14 protein-coding genes, 1 tRNA gene and 1 pseudogene are annotated in these 14116 nt (G+C 65.6%); 8 read left to right on the top strand and 8 right to left on the bottom strand.

Going from position 1 to position 14116, the window contains the following annotated elements; all coding sequences use genetic code 11:
• Positions 1-3 precede the first annotated feature (3 nt).
• From H5395_RS03425 to H5395_RS03440, 4 genes are read left to right on the top strand one after another with little or no spacing between them, the layout of a single operon-like run.
• A complete protein-coding gene (locus H5395_RS03425) occupies positions 4-1098 on the top strand; it encodes a DUF2169 domain-containing protein (protein ID WP_182791140.1) in 1095 nt (364 codons plus the stop codon).
• Positions 1095-2159: a 3-oxoacyl-ACP synthase gene (locus H5395_RS03430; RefSeq protein WP_182791141.1), complete on the top strand. Its 1065-nt coding sequence runs from the start codon at positions 1095-1097 to the stop codon at positions 2157-2159. The genes H5395_RS03425 and H5395_RS03430 overlap by 4 nt, the downstream gene beginning before the upstream one ends.
• Positions 2156-3130 (top strand): DUF4150 domain-containing protein, encoded by a 975-nt coding sequence (locus H5395_RS03435; RefSeq protein ID WP_182791142.1) that lies wholly within the window; start codon positions 2156-2158, stop codon positions 3128-3130. Before H5395_RS03430 ends, H5395_RS03435 begins: the two co-directional genes overlap by 4 nt.
• A 2-nt stretch (positions 3131-3132) precedes the next feature.
• A complete protein-coding gene (locus H5395_RS03440; RefSeq protein WP_182791143.1) occupies positions 3133-4077 on the top strand; it encodes a hypothetical protein in 945 nt (314 codons plus the stop codon).
• On the opposite strand, the gene H5395_RS19320 is transcribed toward H5395_RS03440, so the two are convergent.
• The 3 genes from H5395_RS19320 to H5395_RS03455 all read right to left on the bottom strand — a co-directional run bounded on the left by H5395_RS19320 (position 4065) and on the right by H5395_RS03455 (position 5785).
• Positions 4065-4418, bottom strand: a complete 354-nt coding sequence (locus H5395_RS19320) for a hypothetical protein (protein ID WP_182791144.1) — start codon at positions 4416-4418, stop codon at positions 4065-4067. The two genes, H5395_RS03440 and H5395_RS19320, sit on opposite strands and share 13 nt — an antisense overlap.
• Positions 4418-4834 (bottom strand): DUF6484 domain-containing protein, encoded by a 417-nt coding sequence (locus H5395_RS03450; protein WP_182791145.1) that lies wholly within the window; start codon positions 4832-4834, stop codon positions 4418-4420. Before H5395_RS03450 ends, H5395_RS19320 begins: the two co-directional genes overlap by 1 nt.
• Before the next feature lie 231 nt (positions 4835-5065).
• Positions 5066-5785, bottom strand: a complete 720-nt coding sequence (locus H5395_RS03455) for an IS6 family transposase (RefSeq protein WP_182791146.1) — start codon at positions 5783-5785, stop codon at positions 5066-5068.
• Positions 5786-5852: 67 nt separating this feature from the next.
• Between H5395_RS03455 and H5395_RS03460 the strand changes: the two are divergent.
• Positions 5853-6548: pseudogene (locus tag H5395_RS03460) on the top strand (IS3 family transposase); the annotation flags it as partial.
• A gap of 59 nt (positions 6549-6607) precedes the next feature.
• On the opposite strand, the gene H5395_RS03465 reads toward H5395_RS03460, so the two are convergent.
• Genes H5395_RS03465 through H5395_RS03480 form a run of 4 tightly spaced genes read right to left on the bottom strand, consistent with a single transcriptional unit; the run spans position 6608 to position 9609 of the window.
• Positions 6608-7147 carry a Crp/Fnr family transcriptional regulator gene (locus H5395_RS03465; protein ID WP_182791147.1) on the bottom strand — a complete coding sequence of 180 codons (540 nt, stop codon included), beginning with the start codon at positions 7145-7147 and terminating at the stop codon, positions 6608-6610.
• Positions 7117-7956, bottom strand: a complete 840-nt coding sequence (locus H5395_RS03470) for a DUF5681 domain-containing protein (protein ID WP_182791148.1) — start codon at positions 7954-7956, stop codon at positions 7117-7119. Before H5395_RS03470 ends, H5395_RS03465 begins: the two co-directional genes overlap by 31 nt.
• Positions 7953-9284: a DNA methyltransferase gene (locus H5395_RS03475; RefSeq protein ID WP_182791149.1), complete on the bottom strand. Its 1332-nt coding sequence runs from the start codon at positions 9282-9284 to the stop codon at positions 7953-7955. The genes H5395_RS03470 and H5395_RS03475 overlap by 4 nt, the downstream gene beginning before the upstream one ends.
• Positions 9262-9609: a hypothetical protein gene (locus H5395_RS03480; RefSeq protein ID WP_182791150.1), complete on the bottom strand. Its 348-nt coding sequence runs from the start codon at positions 9607-9609 to the stop codon at positions 9262-9264. The genes H5395_RS03475 and H5395_RS03480 overlap by 23 nt, the downstream gene beginning before the upstream one ends.
• Positions 9610-10108: 499 nt before the next feature.
• On the opposite strand from H5395_RS03480, the gene H5395_RS03485 reads away from it, so the two are divergent.
• Both H5395_RS03485 and H5395_RS03490 read left to right on the top strand, forming a co-directional pair.
• Positions 10109-10582 carry a DUF2924 domain-containing protein gene (locus H5395_RS03485; protein WP_182791151.1) on the top strand — a complete coding sequence of 158 codons (474 nt, stop codon included), beginning with the start codon at positions 10109-10111 and terminating at the stop codon, positions 10580-10582.
• Positions 10579-12246, top strand: coding sequence for a recombinase family protein (locus tag H5395_RS03490; RefSeq protein WP_182791152.1), 1668 nt, complete (start codon positions 10579-10581; stop codon positions 12244-12246). The genes H5395_RS03485 and H5395_RS03490 overlap by 4 nt, the downstream gene beginning before the upstream one ends.
• Positions 12247-12612: 366 nt before the next feature.
• On the opposite strand, the gene H5395_RS03495 is transcribed toward H5395_RS03490, so the two are convergent.
• A tRNA-Gln gene (locus H5395_RS03495) sits at positions 12613-12687 on the bottom strand.
• A gap of 94 nt (positions 12688-12781) precedes the next feature.
• Here H5395_RS03495 and H5395_RS03500 point away from each other — a divergent pair.
• On the top strand, positions 12782-14002 hold the full coding sequence (locus tag H5395_RS03500; protein ID WP_182791153.1) for an NAD(P)/FAD-dependent oxidoreductase: 1221 nt from the start codon (positions 12782-12784) through the stop codon (positions 14000-14002).
• Positions 14003-14116 lie beyond the last annotated feature (114 nt).

The raw sequence follows: 14116 nt of genomic DNA on the forward strand, positions 1-14116 counted from the left end.
ACCATGCAGATCCTCGACCAGACCCGCTTTCCCCATCAGATGGGCGCGGGAATGGACGTGGCGGGCCGCAGCTTCATGACGCTGACGATCAAGGGCAGCTTCGCCTTTCCCGACCGCGAGGGCGATCCGCCGCGGCCGCTGGAAACGCAGAGGCCGCTGGTGATGGCCGACGAATACACCGGCGCCCCCGGATTTTCGGCGCCGCTATGGGAAAGCGACTTCGCCTTTCGCAAGCCCGCCTGCGACGTCGTGCTGAACGGCGCGGCCCATGCGCCCGGCGGCCGGCCGGTCGAGCGGCTGCGCGTGGGACTGGCCGTAGGGGGCTGGTCCAAGCAGTTTGACGTGGTGGGCCAGCGCGAATGGCGCACCCTTGGCCCGGCAATCACCGCCACCCGGCCCTATCCCTTCAGGCGGATGCCGTTTTCCTATGACACCGCCTTCGGCGGCCCCGACCGCAGTCGCCCGCCCGGTCCGGACGTGCCCGTTTACGCAGCAAACCCCGTCGGTCTGGGTTTCGCCACTGCCACCGGCGGCAATCCTGCGGGGCTCGCGCTGCCCAACACCGAGGCGCCGGGAGAGGAGGTGGCCTCGCCCTATGGGAGCTACCGGCCGATGGCGCTGGGCCCCTACGGGCGCGGCTGGCCGCTGCGCCTGCCCTTCGGAGGGACCTATGATCAGAACTGGGTGGAGCACATCGCGCCCTTCCTGCCTCCGGACTTCGACGAGTGTTATTACCAGATGGCGCCACCCGACCAGCAGGTCTCCCCGCTTGCCCCGTTAACTCCTGTCGTTCTGGTCCATCTGACCCCGCGCGGGCGCGAGGCATTCCGGCTTCCCGACACCCGCCTGCCGATCCGGATCTGGCGTGGCGCCGACCTCTGCCTTGACGGCCAGCCGCTGCCCGACAGCCTGCTGATCGACGCCGAGGCGCGCGTCTTCATGCTGGTCTGGCGCGTCAGCGTGCCTGTCCGCCGCACCCTGGCTGAGTTCTCGCGCGCCTGGATCGGTCCACCGACCGAGGCCATGCTGCGGGCCGAGCGCGAGGGCCGGGGCTACCTGCGCCTGTCCGCCGTGCTCGGGGAGGAGGCCGAGCCATGATAGGTGTCCGCGCAGCCGGGATGGTGACGGCGGTGGGTCTGGACTGGGCCTCGTCGGCCGCCGCCATCCGCGCCCGTCTGGACGGCTTCGCCGAGACTCGCTTCGTCGCCGGGGGCGGCTGGCGGATCGGCGCGGCGGTGCCGCTGCCACGCAACTGGATCGGTCCGCGACGCATGGCGCATCTGGCCGCCGGGGCACTGGCCGACATCCTGCGTCAGGAACCCGCGGCGCGGGATGCGGCGCTCATCCTGTGTCTCGCCGAGGAAACTCGCCCCGGCCGACCGGTCACCGATCCAGCCGCACTGCTGCGGATGCTGGCCGCGATCCTGCGCCTGCCCGAGCGGCGCACGCATGTGGTCCAGCATGGCCGGCCCTCGGGCTTCGTGGCGCTCGACCAGGCACGGCGCGTGATCGCCGGGGGACAGGCGGGTCAGGTGATCGTGCTGGGCATCGACAGCTACCTGACCGGCCCCGCCATAGCCCATTACGCCGGGCTCCAGCGCCTGCTGGAGGAGGGCAATGCCGACGGATTCATCCCCGGCGAGGCCGCGGCGGCCGTCCTGCTGGGACCGGGCGGCCCGTTGCGGCTGACCGGCCTGGGGTTGGCACGCGAGGTGGCATACCTCGGCAACGGCAAGGGTGAGGACGGCGAGGACCTGCCCCTGCGCGGCGACGGCATGGTGGCCGCCTATCGCGCCGCGCTGGCGCAGGCGGAAACCGACCTGGCCCATGTCGAATACCGCATCTCGGACCTGACCGGAGAGCAGCATTTCTTCAAGCAGGCCGCGCTGATGACCCTGCGGCTGGAACGCGGGCGCAAGGCTTTCCAGGATCTGTGGAGCCCGGCCGAGAGCCTCGGCAACATCGGCGCGGCGGCGGTGCCGGTGATGCTGGGCATGGCGCTGGCGGCCGCGCGCAAGGGCTACGCGCCGGGCTCGCCCGTGCTGATCGAGGCCTCGGGCGACGACGGAGCCTGCGGGGCTGCGGTGCTGCACGAGGCGCGCGGACCGGCCCGGCGCGCCTCGGCCGAGGACCGCTTCGGCGGCAGTACTGCGCCATGAGCAACGTCTTCGCCAACGGGCTGGAGATCAGCGGCAAGGCGGTGAACGCGAAGACCATCGCCGCCTTCCCCGACACCTGCTTCACCCCGCCCGAGAACCCCGCAACACCGCCAGGCGTGCCAGTTCCCTATCCGAGTTTCGGCATGGCCTCGGATACCGAGAACGGCAGCGGGACGGTGTTCATCGGCGGCAAGACGGTGAACATAAAGAACAAGTCGGATGAGGCGAAGACCTCGGGCACAGAGGCAGGCTGCGCGGCGAAGAAGGGTATCATCACCTCGAAGAACACGGGGAAGAAGTACTTCCACGCGTGGTCCAACGATGTGAAGTTCGACGGCGAGCCGGTGATCCGGTTCTCCGATCTGGCGACGCATAACCATGCCTCTGATCCGGGGCAGACGCCGCCTTTCCCCGAGATCTGCGCGGTCAATCCAGCCTTCGCCGACTGCGTGACGCTGCTCAATAAGCTGGACATGCAGTTGCACGAACATGGCAAGAAGACCTGCACGCATCCCGATCAGTCGGAGCATCCGCTCGAAAACCAGATGATGCAGAAATCGCGGGGCGGAATTAATTATGCCGCCTTTCCGGGATATCATAAGGACAAAGCGCCCTGCATCTGCATGCGTTCCTACAACCTGAACCCGGACGGCAGCCCCAAGAGTGGCGCGGGCAGCATGAAGGGGGCGCCGCATCCGATGAAGACCAAGGCCAACCGCGACCTGCTGAAGAAGACAGCCAAGCCGACCGTGCGCGAGTCGCTGGATGTGACCAAGCAGGCGTACGGTGATCACCATGACAAGCTGCAGCCCCCCAATGCCTCGAAAGATGAAAAGAAGGCCGCGCTGGAGTGCATCGAAGTGGTGATCGTGGCCTATCTGCAGAGCGTAGCCAAACCCAAGCAGAATGCCGATGGCACGACCAGCCAGCCATCGACGCAGGAGATCCTGAACACGCCGCTGAGGAGTTGAGAATGACCGATACCGACACCCCTTCGGACAATCCGCTGGACGACCTCGACCCTTCCGAGGTCCGCATCGAGACCGTCGACGCCTTCCATCTTGGCGGCACGCGCTACAGCGCAAGTTTCGAGCTGACCGATGTCGATTGCGAGTTCTCGCGCTCGTTCCTGCTCGACATCGACTTCGGCGAGACGCTGACCTTCACGATACGGCTGCAGATCGAGGACGCGATCAACTCGCATGCCACACTGGTCCCGGACCGACATGTGGTACTGGAACTGGGCGGGCTGGTCCATGACCTGACGCCGGCGGGTGACAGCGTTACCGCATTGCCCGAGGGGGTGCTGCGCCGGGTCTGGCATCTGGAGGGCGGCCCGCAATTCGTCTTTGGTGATCACGGCGTCGCCTATATCCGCGAGGTAGGCGCGGGCTGGAATTTGATCCAGCCCTACGATCTTGCGGTATTGCGCGATATACACGGCACCTCGGCCGGCGACGTGCATGCCTGCGGTCATGGCGGTTTGCTGCTGCGGCTTGAGGGGCGCGCTTGGGTGCCGCTGGAGATCCCGGACCAGCGCAATCTCTATGCGCTGGAGGTTTCGGCCGATGGCGCGCTGCATTTCGGTGGTGCTGGGGGCACCGCCTATGCGCTGGTCGCGGACGAGTTGATCGCGCTCGAGGCCGAGCCTTGGGACTATTTCGGGATACGCAGCTTCAAGGGCCGGCGCTACTGGACCGACCCCAGCTATGGCATCAGCGTGCAGGAGGGCCGCGCGCTGCGCCCGTTCCGCAACCTGGGGCAGGGCTTCTTTATGCATGCCTCGGCCGAGAAGCTGGTGATCTCTGGTTGGAAGGAGGTCTTCGTCTTCGACGGCCAGAATTGGGAGGGGTTCGAGATGGGCTATGACGGCAACATCTTCCTGCGCCGACTGGATATGGCGGATTACGGCGGCTGATCGAGGCAGCGGGTCAGATACCCCCTGACCCGCTCCCAATCCAAGTCCGCCACCCGCACCTTCTCCGCTCCCGGCTGCAACATCCGCACCACGAACAACTCCCCCGCCTCGGGGTATTCCGCGAACCGCGCCTCCGCCACCCGCAGCCCCTCGGCGCCAGCCACGCGCAACCCGTCCAGATGCGCCTCCAGCCGCTCCAGCAGCCGGGCAATGCGCAGGGCGTCCATTTCCGGGTTCTCCTCGGGGAACAGCATCGCCCGGTCATAGACCGTCCACAGGAACGCCGCCTGCTCGGCGTGTTGGCGCAGGATCTCGGGCAGGACGGGGGCAGGCGGGTACATCAGTTCAGGTTGATCGACCCGCCCCGGATGCGGTTCGCGGCCGAGGCGTGGCTGACCAGATAGGTGCCGCGGATGGTGATGTGACCGTCGGCCTCCATCACGATCGATGCCTTGCCGCATCGAAGTTCGATCCGTTCGCGCGCGGTGATGCGCAGCGGCTCGCCGTCGCGGACGACGATCGTGCCTTGGGGGAGGGGGGTGACGATGCGGCCGATCACCAGTGGGCGGCTGGCGTCCCCGTCCTCGAAGAGAAGGGCGAGTTCGGCACCGATGTCCTCGGGTTCAAGGCGCACGAGACTGCGTGCGGGGATGGCTTCCGGCGACAGGTTGCCGGCAAAGACGACCAGTGGGCTTCCCTGCTCCAATCCCAGCAGCATCCCGATCACCACGCCGTCGCGAGCAGCCTCGCCGATCATGCCGCGTTCTCCTGTCCGGCAGATCCTAACATAGCACAACGATGAGGGCATTTCACCAGCGATCCTGGCTAAGATCCGCCTCACCAGTCTTGGGGAGTGTCGAGGTACCCGGTCTTCAGAGCGCAGAACGGCGTCAGTGATGGACCTCCTCATGCGTTGTCAGAGGAATGCGAACTTGTGTGCTGCCAGACGAATGCGAACTCGTCTCAGTGTTCGCGGTCGGGCGGGCCCTCAGGCCGCGCCGAGCTGCCGCCACTCAGCGAGAGCGGCGGCTCGGTTGGCCTTGAAGTGCTGACGACGAGAGAGGCTGCGATCCTGGTTGAAGTGGTTTGAGACGGAAGAGCGGACGGCAGCAAAGAGATGTAGCGTCTTCATCCGCCGGAAGCGGAGCATGGCCCGCTCTCGTCGCCGGAACGGCAGATGCGAGTTCTCGACGCGATTATTCGCATGTCTTGCCGAGTGCTGTCGGGCGCCTGCGCCGAGTTGCCGAAGGGCTGCCCCGTAGGAGCGCAGTCGGTCGGTGACGATCTGCTCTGGCCGGCCGTACCTGCGCATCAGTTTCCTCAGGAACTTCAGCGCTGCCTTACGATCGCGGGTCTTATCGCGGGTCTTGGTGACGACGGATTCCAGCACCTCGCCCTCGTGGACGACGGCCCGCCAGAGGTAGTGGGTGCGTCCGTTGATCTTCACGAAGACCTCGTCCAAGTGCCACTTCCATTGTGGACCAGACCGCATGGCCGAAGCACGCATTCTACGGATCTCGGCGGCATAGAGTGGCCCGAACCTGTGCCACCAGAAGCGGACGGTCTCGTGGCTCACGTCGATGCCACGCTCATGCAGCAGGTCCTCGACGTTCCGCAATGATAGTGGAAAGCGGACATACAGCATCACAGCCAGGCGGATGATCTCGGGCGAGGTCTTGAAATAGCGGAAGGGACTGCGCTGGGTCATGCCGGGCAGGGTAGGGCGGTCAAGGTCTCGCCGCCAGCCGGTTCCTTTGACAGCGCCCGCTGTCGCCAAGCGGATCCGGGAAATCTGCGAGATGCGTGTCCGGTATGGCTACCGCCGGGTCCATGTCCTGCTCGACCGCGAAGGCTGGGGCATCAACATCAAGAAGGTTTACTGAATTTACAGGGAGTTGGGGCTTCAGTTCAGGAACAAGACGCCGAAGCGGCGGGTGAAGGCCAAACTGCGCGACGACCGTGTCGAGGCAGTCGGCCCGAACGAGGTGTGGGCAATGGACTTCGTACATGATCAACTGGCAACGGGCAGGAAACTGCGCGTGCTGGCGGTCGTTGACACGTTCTCGCGCTATGTTCCCATTCTCGATGTGCGTTACAGCTATCGCGGCGAAGACGTGGTGGCGACCCTCGAGCGGGTTTGCCGGAAGATCGGCTATCCGAAGACGATCCGGGTCGATCAGGGCAGCGAGTTCGTCTCGCGAGACATGGACTTGTGGGCCTATCAGCGCGGCGTTGTTCTCGACTTCTCCCGGCCAGGGAAGCCGACCGACAATGCGTTCATCGAAGCGTTCAATGGCCGGTTCCGGACCGAGTGCCTAAACCAGCATTGGTTCCTGACCCTTGCCGATGCGGCAGAAAAGCTGGAGGCTTGGCATAGATACTACAACGAAGAGCGGCCATACGGTGCGATCGGCAACAAGGTTCTGATCACGCTGACGAAATCGGGGGACGTCACCAGCCCGTCACCCTGAGCGAAGCTGGAAGACTCTGCCTTCAGGCGGTAGAACGTTGGGGAGCAGCGTATTTGCTGTCAAAGCTCGAACACAAACATGCGGAAGTCAGGCGAGCGTGTGAATACGTCGACAAAAATCGCGCTTGGAATGGCCACGAGGGTCGCGGCGGTTACAGCGATCCCGTCGGCACCGTAGTCTTCAATCGCCATCTCACTGGACAGGGCCAGGATGCAGGGCTCACCGGGCCCCAACTCAAACGGGGGCGGACTGCGCCCATTTTCAGGTGGTCGCTGGACACTTACCGTCCCGGAGAGAACCACCAGCACGTTTTCTGCCGACTGACCCGGGGCAAAGACCTGCCCGCCGGCCGGCACCGACACGATCGTCGATCCTGTCTCCAGATCGGCACGGATATCCTTAGGCAAGCGCGACAGCAGCCTGAAGCGGTCGATCCAGCTTTGCGTCGTCCGCTCTGCCGTCAGATCCTGATCATCTGCTGTTCCTCTTGCTGGCGGCCGGGTCGTTTCACTGCCCTCGGCGTCGGACTTGTTCTGCTCGATCTCAAAGGCGACCTGTGCCGTTGGCTTTAAGGCGGACTTGAACAGTGCAAGTCCCAACTACCGCGCCTTACATCTGCCGGTGGATCAGGCCATCTGCCCTCCCGCACCCGCTGCTCCAGCACATCCTGTTCCTGGCGGTCCTCTGACACCTGCCATGCCGGAAGCGAGAAGACGGTCATCAGCTTCATGTCGTAGAAGGTCAGCCAATACCCGTTCGTCTCGATGCTCTCGGTCAGGTCTTTTCGTTCCTGCACATGAGACGGAGCCAGTCTGGCCAGCTTCTTTCGCGATTTCTCGATCTCGCACTGGAACGAACCCAGGTACGCCCACATCCGCTCCCACTCGACTTTCTGCTGCCGGTCAGCAGGTCCGCGGATGATCATGTTCCCGGTCGCGCGGTCGCGGACGATATGATCGGGGTTGGGGATGATGTCATCTTCGGACAAGCCGAGTTCCCGGCATCGATCCCGGCTGGCCAGCTGGCCGTTGCGCAGGGCAATCAGGGCCTGATCATGCTCTGCCTGCCGTGCCGCCTCCTGCATGTCGAGGTCGCGCTGCAGCGCGATGACCTGTTGCTGGGCACGGACATTGCCTTTGACGGCTTGCACCCCCAGCGCCCGCATCGCGGCTTGGGCAATGGACAGAACCTCAGGTTCGCTTGTCCCCCGGATCTCGACCTCTCGCTCCAACTCCCGGCGCAGCATGTCATTCAGGGTATTGCTCGAGAACTTCGACTTGTTTTTGGCCCCGCGAGGCCGACCGGCTGGATTGCCCGATTTGCCCTTCTGGAAGCGCCTGTGCTTCGGCGGCTTGCCATAGCCCACTTCGTAATCGCCGTTCGTGGGCGTTCTGGGCGCATCCGTCATGAGATGAGCCGCCTGATGTCATCATCCGCGGCGCTGACCGCCTCCGTGCTTCGCGGCGAACTGCTTGCCGCAGCTGGGGCCGGGCGGTCGATCAGCACGGCCTCGTCATGAGCCCAAGCCTCATAGCGGGTCAGGATGATGTCACAGTACTGTGGATCGATCTCGCAGAGATGTGCCCGCCGGCCGGTCTTCTCGGCGGCAATGAGGGTCGAGCCGGAGCCTCCAAAGAGATCAAGGACGATCTCGCCGCGTGCCGAGACGTCCCGGATAGCATCCACGATCATCTGAACCGGCTTCACGGTCGGGTGCAGCCGAAGCTCCTCCAGATTGGCGCCGCGATACTGCCACACGTTCGTCCGGTAGCGCCCATGCTGGCCGAGTTCAAAGCTGTTGGTGTGAGACGCCGTTCCCTGCTTGTAGGCAACGATCAGTTCATGGCGCGAGCAGTAGAAGGTCCCCATGCCGCCACTGTCCTTGGCCCAGACGATCAGGTTCTTGAGTTCGCTATAGATGCCCTGAGCCGCGGCCATGATCTCACCCATGTGGCGCCAGTCCATGCAGATGAAGTGGATCGCGCCGTCTTCTGCATGGGCGACGAGGTTCGAGAACACCCGGCGCAGGAAGTCCGTGAACTCGGAGGCCGTCATCTCACCCGACGCCATTGCGAACTCCCGGTGCCGGATCGCCCCCTTGCCGCTGACATGGCCGTCGATCGGAACATTGTAGGGCGGATCGGTGAACACCATCCGGGCCTGCTCACCCTTCATGAGCCGGCCGACGACACCCGGATCGAGACTGTCGCCGCAGATCAGGCGATGGGGACCGAGCGCCCAGACGTCGCCCGGCTGCACCCGGGCCTCGACATCCTTCGGGATGGCGTCGTCGCGCGGGTCCTGGTCGGCTTCGGGCTCGGCTGCATCGATCAGCGCATCGATCTCGGCGATCTCGAAACCGGTCACGCCAAGGTCGAACCCGGCATCAATGCTCGCCAGTGCCGCCAGCTCTTCGGCAAGCAGCTCTTCGTCCCAACTGGCATTCAGCGCGAGCTTGTTGTCGGCCAGCACATAGGCGCGCTTCTGGGCCTCGCTCATGTGCTCGATGAAGACGCAGGGAACCTGGGCAAGGCCGAGGAGCTTTGCGGCCTCGACACGTCCATGTCCGGCGAGAATGGTGCGCGTCTCATCGATCAGGACGGGGTTGGTGAAGCCGAACTCGCGGATGCTGTCGGCGATCTGCCGCAGCTGCTTGCGGGAGTGCTTGCGGGCGTTTCTGGCCCAGGGCTTCAACTCGGCGGGCGGGAGATGCTCAATCCGTGGGGTTTTGGTCATCGTTCAGCCTCTCCTCCCTTGCCCATGCCGCGATGGCCTCCCGGTCGCAGAGACGCGCCCACAGGAAGAGCAGATCGCCATCGGATATCCCATGAGCCGTCGTTCTGTCGCCAATGAGGCTGGGAGGCCTGGCCACTGAGCTCCCAGTCTGGTTGCCGCTGTCGTGCATCGCCCAGAAAACTGTGGTTAAATCGGTGAGGCGGACGCCGGATTGACCACGAAGCTCCTCGCGACACTTGGCGAGCACCTGCTTCAGCTCCTGGAAATCGCCGGAGCTTCGGCTGCGATCGGCAAACTCGGCCACCACGGAAGAGAGCAGGAGCAAGGAGTCACGAACCGCAGGGGCTGCCCGGTTGCGTCGGGCGTCATCGAGAAAGGCTGGGCCGACCTGTCGCCACCGTGCCCGGAGCCGTGCAAGATCCTTCTCCCGCGTCACGTCACAGGCCCGCAGGACAGCCGTGAGGGTCAGGGCATCGTTCTCCGCCAGTGCACAGGCGGCCTTCCTCAGAAGGGCCTCATCCTCCGCCTTGTAGGGCGCGGAGCCAGCCGGGCGGCCCGGCGGTCGCTTCGATGGCTTGTATGAGTAACAAGAGGTGCTCATAGATCCAGTATGTGGCTGAGGCCCGGCGCTGGCTACAGGATAATATCTGTCTGCGGAGAAAAATCCTACAAGACGGGCAGGTCTCTCGATGTTGCCGTCGAGATCGTCTCCCTCCGACTGGACTTCCGGCCGACGCCGAGCGTGACTGACTGCACGCCCGGACCATCGCCGGGCTCTCTCCGGTACCAGCGACCGCAACGGTCACCACAGCCGGAAGAACCCGATGTCCCAGTCCCAGACCGCTCCGGCCGCAGCGCCGCGTACCGCCGCCTCGGTTGCCAGCCTCTCCAGTCTCGACCGTGCCGGGCTTCTTGGGCTCTGGCAGGAGCTCCACGGCGGCCGACCGCCACGGTCCATGAGCCAGCCGCTCCTGCGCAAGGTGCTGGCCTTCGATCTTCAGCTCGGCACCGTCGGCGGCTGGCCCCCGGCCCTCGCCGAGCGGCTCGAACACGCAGCCCGTTCGGACAGTCGCCCGAAGGCGGCAGTTCCGGTCGCCGGGGGGCGGCTCCTGCGCGAATGGAACGGCACCACCCATGTCGTGGAGATCAGAGCGGAAGGATACTTCTGGAACGGTCGCCCATGGCGCTCGCTCTCGGCCATTGCCCGCGAGATCACCGGGGCGCAGTGGTCGGGTCCGCGCTTCTTCGGGCTTGATGGGACAGGGCAGGACGCAGGGCAGAAGAGGCGGCGGACATGAGCTCGCCGGCCCCGGTCCGCTGCGCCATCTACACCCGCAAGTCCACGGAGGAGGGGCTCGATCAGGGCTTCAACACCCTCGACGCCCAGCATGAGGCCTGCGCCGCTTACATCGCGAGCCAGAAGCACGAGGGCTGGAGACTGGTGAAGGACCGCTTCGATGACGGCGGCTTCTCGGGCGGCAATACCGACCGGCCGGCGCTGCAGCGGTTGCTCGCCGAGGTCGACGCGGGCCGCATCGGCATGATCGTGGTCTACAAGATCGACCGCCTCACCCGCTCGCTTGCCGACTTCGCGCGTCTCGTGGAACGGCTGGAGGCGAAGGGCTGCTCGTTTGTCTCGGTGACGCAGGCCTTCAACACCTCGACCAGCATGGGGCGGCTGACCCTGAACGTGCTCCTGAGCTTTGCGCAGTTCGAGCGCGAGGTTGCGGGCGAGCGCATCCGCGACAAGATCGCAGCCTCGAAACGACGGGGATTGTGGATGGGCGGCACGCTGCCCTTGGGCTACGACCGCCACCCCGATGCGCGCGAGCAGGTGCTGGTGGTGAACCCTCTTGAGGCCGAGCAGGTGCAACGACTCTTCAATCTCTACGAGGAGACCGGCTGCCTCACGGCCCTGACGGACCAGGCAAAGGCGCTCGGAATGTGCACCAAGGCGCGCCGCAATCGCATGGATGAGGAGGTGGGTCAAAGACCCTTCGGGCGCGGGCAGCTGTATTATCTGCTGACCAATCCGGTCTACATCGGTCGCGTCCGGCATCGCGGCATGGACCACCCCGACCGGCATCCGCCGATCATCGGAGCGAAGCAGTGGCAGCGGGTGCAGGAGCGTGCCGGGCGGATGCGTGGGCAGGAAACTGCGGAGGGCAGCGCCTCCTCTCCGCTCATCGGCAAGCTGACCGATGAAGCCGGCGACCGCCTCACTCCGACCCAGACCACGAAGGGTTCGCGCCGCTATCGCTATTACGTCTCCAACCGGCTCATCTCCGGTCCGCCCGATCCGACCGCCTGGCGCCTGCCCGCGGCGACGCTGGAGACCGGGATCGCAACCGGCATCCGTGCGCACTTCGCCCGGCTCCTGCACGAGCACAGGTTGCTCGCTGAACCCGATCTTCTGCGCCACGGCTCGGCTGAAGAGCAATTGACAGCGAAGATTTTTGACGCGAGCGGCAAGTCCGAAGCGGAGGCGCGGCTCCTAGGACTGATTGAGGAGGGTCGGGTCGCGACCGACCGTCTCACGCTTCACTTGTCCTCCGGCGCTGTCGCAGCGCTCTGCGGTCTGGAGCCGCACGACCTCTGTCCCGACGCCCTGAGCCTGACCCTTGCCGTCTCCCTCTGCCGGCGTGGCGTGGGAGCAAAGGTGGTGATCGGCGAGTTTGCCCGGCAACCGGATCCGAAGCTGGCCGGCGCGCTGATCCGCGCCCACCGATGGCTCGGTGCCCTGCGTCAGGGCGCGGATCTGGGTCGGCTGGCCCATGACTCCGGCATCTCCGCCGGCTGCCTGCGCGGGCATCTGCAGCTGGCCTTTCTCGCTCCTGAGATCCAGAGCGCGATCCTCGACGGCACACAGCCCGAGCACCTGACCCTGCACAGTCTGACGCGGCCTGAAATGCCGCCGGAGTGGGATCAGCAGTACCGCCGCACCGGCATCTCCCCGGCTTGATCCGCTTCCCTGTTCCTCTCTGTTGTTTCCCTGATCGGGCGGCGCCTGTTCCCTGATGCTGCGCCACCAATTCCCTGTTCATGCGGGCAGGGAATTCCCGTGCCAAGCCGTTGAAAACCGGTGCTCAAACAGCTGTCTGATCCTGCCCTGACTGAGCTTTGCCTGATATTTTCCCTGTAATTTCCCTGTAAACGCCTGCGGCAGGCGAAAACCGTACGACCGAAAACCCCTCCTGAGACGGGCACGGAAGATGCGGGGATATCAGGGAGAAAGCCGCGTCTCAGTGCGCAGCGAGCCTGCACAAGCCACGGAAATAGCGCAGGTCTTCCTGCGCCTCAGGCGTGAGATGAAGTCAGGTAAGATGACTGGCTGGGGCGGTAGGATTCGAACCTACGGTACACGGTACCAAAAACCGATGCCTTACCACTTGGCCACGCCCCAGCAGTGCGGGGGTGTTTAGCGGTGCCTCACGGGGCGCGCAAGAGGGCGCGCACAAAAACTTGTGCCGGCCTGTACGGACGGTTATCGGCGCCGGATGAAACAGGTGGATGTCGTCATTCTCGGGGCGGGGGCGGCCGGGTTGTTCTGCGGGGGCAGCCTTGCGGGGCACGGGCTGCGGGTCGTGGTGCTGGATCATGCCCGTGCGCCGGGCGAAAAGATCCGCATCTCGGGCGGGGGACGGTGCAATTTCACCAATCTTGCGACCCGGCATGACACCTTCCTGTCGGATGTGCCGCGATTCTGCGCCTCGGCCTTGGCCGGGTTCAGGCCCGAGGATTTCGTCGCGCTGGTGAACCGCGCCGGAATCGCTTGGCACGAGAAGGCGCAGGGGCAGCTTTTCTGCGATGGACGCGCCACCCAGGTCGTGCGGATGCTGGTGGAAAGGATGGGACCGGCCGAGCTGCGGCTGGGCGTTGCCGTGACCGGCATCCTGCCCGGTGAACGGCTGCGGGTCGAGACCTCGGCGGGACCGATCGAGGCCGCGCATGTCGTCGTCGCGACCGGGGGCAAGTCGATTCCGAAGATGGGCGCGACGGGGATCGGCTATGACATTGCCGCAGCCACCGGGCACCGGGTCGTGGATACGCGCCCCGGGCTGGTGCCGCTGACCTTTGCCCGGCAGGACCTGGAACTCTCGGCGCCGCTGGCCGGGGTCGCGGTCGCGGCCCGCGCCTCGCTGCCGGCGCTGAAGGCGCCCCGCCGCAAGGCGATCAGCTTTGACGACCAGTTGCTGTTCACCCACCGCGGGCTTTCCGGCCCGGCCATCCTGCAGATCTCCAGCTACTGGCGGGCAGGGGAGGAACTGGCCCTGGACCTGCGTCCACAGAACGGGATCGCGGCGGCGCTGAAGCTTGCGCGGCGCGAGGGAGGCCGGGTTCAGGTTGCAACGGTGCTGGCCCGGATGCTGCCCGAGCGGCTTGCCGCCGCCATCGTCGATGAGGCGGGCCTTGAAGGCGCGCGGCTGGCCGATCAGCCCGACGTGCGGCTGGGCGCGCTGGCCGACAGGGTCCATGGCTGGCGCATCCGGCCCGTGGGAACCGAGGGTTATCGCACCGCCGAGGTGACGGTGGGCGGCGTGGACTGCCGCGATCTCGATGCCCGCAGCCTGCGCTCGCGCCATGTTCCGGGCCTGTATTTCATCGGCGAGGTCGTGGACGTGACCGGCTGGCTGGGCGGTTACAATTTCCAATGGGCCTGGGCCTCGGGACATGCAGCGGCCAGGGCGATTCTCGGCGCGCCGATGGCCGCCGCGTGATATGATCGCGCCGCACCGGCGGGTGCCGGTGTTCGACGGGCGGGCCTGCTGCCTGTCCGCCCTTCGCCCGGCCGGCTTCGCGGACCGGGCGTCGCGTGTCACCGCGAGGGTGGA

This window comes from Paracoccus sp. MC1854 (assembly GCF_014164635.1).
In the GTDB taxonomy this organism is placed as follows: Bacteria; Pseudomonadota; Alphaproteobacteria; order Rhodobacterales; family Rhodobacteraceae; genus Paracoccus.